General features: G+C 49.7%; 2 protein-coding genes. Both read left to right on the forward strand.

Going from position 1 to position 2,827, the window contains the following annotated elements; genetic code table 11:
* Positions 1-116: 116 nt before the first annotated feature.
* The gene (locus tag Q0236_RS02480) at positions 117-1,172 is read left to right on the forward strand and encodes a transglutaminase-like domain-containing protein (protein ID WP_297914712.1); all 1,056 of its coding nucleotides are present in this window, start codon (positions 117-119) and stop codon (positions 1,170-1,172) included.
* Between the two features lie 416 nt (positions 1,173-1,588).
* Positions 1,589-2,665, forward strand: a complete 1,077-nt coding sequence (locus tag Q0236_RS02485; RefSeq protein WP_297914714.1) for a transglutaminase-like domain-containing protein — start codon at positions 1,589-1,591, stop codon at positions 2,663-2,665.
* The last annotated feature ends 162 nt before the right edge of the window (positions 2,666-2,827 follow it).

Genomic DNA, 2,827 nt, shown 5'->3' on the forward strand with positions numbered 1-2,827 from the left:
GCAGATCCATTTTTAATCCTAAAATTTCAAATTTAGCACCATTTTAACATAAAATTTTATCCATTTTAAGGCGCAAAGAGATAAAATCGACTTGCAATTCAAGCAAAGGAGCAAAAATGCAAGAAGCAAAAACGAGAAAATTCAGTCTCAGGTTTAATCACGAAATTTCAAGTAGTGGCGCAGAGGTGCGGCTTTGGCTGCCGTTAGTGCTGCAAGAGCCCTATCAAAGGTTGCTGGGCGAATATCATGCCCGCTCAAATGCGCAAGAGTCGGCTATCTGCGGAGATCATATAAGCACGTACTACGCGCGCTTCGCACCCGATAAAGAGGCAAGAGTGGGCGTCGGCAAATACGGCGAGCAAGGTGTCGTAGGCGAAGAGGATGATTATTTTGAGCTTAGCTTCGATATTGAAATTTCGGAGCGAAACACCGATTTTAGCAAGGTAAGCTTTAATGAAAATGAGCGCTTGAGCCCCGAGATCGAGGAGTTTTTAAAGCCATCAAAGCTAATTCCGGTAGAAGGCGCTGCGAAACAAAAATCAGACGAGATCACCGGCTCGCTTAAAGGCGATCTGGAAAAGGCGCGCGCGATCTACGAGTGGGTCGCAAAAAATATGAGTCGCGATAATAGCGTGATCGCATGCGGCAGCGGCGACGCAGCGACGATTTTAAGCAGCAGCAAGCTAAGCGGCAAATGCGCCGATATTAATAGCGTGTTCGTATCACTCTGCAGGGCAGCTGGCATTCCTGCTCGCGCTATTTACGGCATCCGCACGGGCGCAGCGCAGAAATTTTCTCCTGAAATGGGCGTCATGGGCGCTCTAAGTGGCGGTGCGCTTGAAATTTCGGGCGCGCAGCACTGCAGAGCGGAATTTTATCTAAAAGGCTATGGCTGGATCCCTGTCGATCCTGCGGACGTCGCAAAGGTGCGGCTGGGCGAGAACTTAAGCGAGGATGATTCCAAGCTAGCGCGGGTGCGCGAGTATCTTTTTGGCAACTGGGAGCCGTGCTGGCTGGGTTTTAACTACGCTCGCGAAATCGTGCTAAATCCGCGCCCGGCGCACGTTCCGATTGAAATTTTTTCGCATCCGTATTGCGAAGTGGGCGGCACGCCGAAAGATCCGTACTCGCCTACAAATTTTATCTATGAGTATTTTTCGCGAGAAATTTAATCCTCTGACGGCTTGCATTTTGCTGCCGCGATTTGCTTAAGCTAAGCCGCCGCGCTTCGTCGAAGCTCAACCGTTTCATCGAAGCGCACGCTTGGCTTTGCAACAGCGGCGCTTTTGCGTGGTTTTGCTTGTGCCGCCGATACATACTGCCTGCGCGCCTAGTTTGCGGGCTATCACGCCCGCTTTGGCGAAATTTCGCGCTATGTCTTTGGGCGAAATTTTGAAATTTTAAAATTCCGCGGCGAGCAAAATTCTAAAATTTTAAAGCGAGCGAAATTTTGAAATTTTAAATATGGATAGAATTTTAAAATTTACGGCTTGCAGGATTTTTAATTTAGCGATTTCAAAGCCGCAAAAGGCTAAAATCCGCGCGTAATTAGGGCTAAGGCTTAGCCATTTTATTTTGAAGGCATTTCATGCAAAGACGCGATTTTTTAAGAAACACTGCGATTTTAGGCGCCGTTATGGCAACTCCGAGTACCATTTTGGGCGGGGAAAAAGTCATTGGCAAAAAGAGAGCTTTTGGGCTCTCGCTAAATCACGAAATTTTGGAGAAGGGCAAGCAGACGCGGCTTTGGATACCGCTTCCTCTTATCACGGAATATCAAAAGGTAAGCGACATAAAATTTGACGGCAATTTCAACGATCCGTCCGTGGACTATGGCGAAATTCCGACGCTCTATGCCGGCTACGTCGGTGTGGCAAAGCCCACGCTAAATATTAAATTTAGCGTCGAGACCTTTGAGCGAAACACCGACTTTGGCAAGGTAAAATTTAATCCGAACGAAAGGCTTAGCCCCGAGGTAGCGAAGTTTTTAGAACCTAGCACGCAGATTCAAATCGACGGCGTCGTCAAGCAAAAATCAGACGAGATCGCAGGCGGCATAAAGGGTGATTTGGAAAAGGCGCGCGCGATTTATACGTGGGTGGCAAACACTATGCAGCGCGATAACAGTGTGCTAGGCTGCGGGCTAGGGGACGTGAAGCAAATTTTAAGTAGCGGCAAGCTAAGCGGCAAATGCGCCGATATAAACTCCGTTTTCGTGGAGCTTTGCAGGGCGTCCGGAATCGCGGCGCGCGCGATGTTCGGCATCCGTACGGGCGCGGCGAAGAAATTTTCGCCCGAGATGGGGGTGATAGGCAGCAGCAACGCACTTGAAATTTCGGGCGCACAGCACTGCAGGGCGGAATTTTATCTAAAAGGCCACGGCTGGATCCCGGTCGATCCCGCAGACGTTACAAAGGTGCGATTGGGCGAGAAGCTAAGCAATGACGACAGCAAGCTCGCTAAAATTCGCGAGTATTTATTTGGTAACTGGGAGATGTGCTGGATCGGCTTTAACTACGGCAGAGACTTCACGCTAAGCCCACGCCCAGCGCAGTTTCCGATCAATAATTTCGGCTATCCTTACGGCGAAGTTGACGACAACGTGCTAAATTACTATTCGCCGAAAGATTTTAGCTACGACTACAAGTCGCAAGAGGTCAAATGAAGGGCTTTTGGCTAGCTCTGGCGTCGGTTGCAAGCGCGCTGGCGGCGACTCTTTGCTGCCTGTCCGCGCTTTTGTTTTTGATTTTCGGCGTTTGCGGCGCCTTCGTAGGCGGCGTGCTGAGGTGGTTTCTTGCGGGGCTTTTCGGCGCAGCGGCGCTGGTTT

It is taken from the genome of uncultured Campylobacter sp., from assembly GCF_938031315.1.
GTDB lineage: Bacteria > Campylobacterota > Campylobacteria > Campylobacterales > Campylobacteraceae > Campylobacter_B.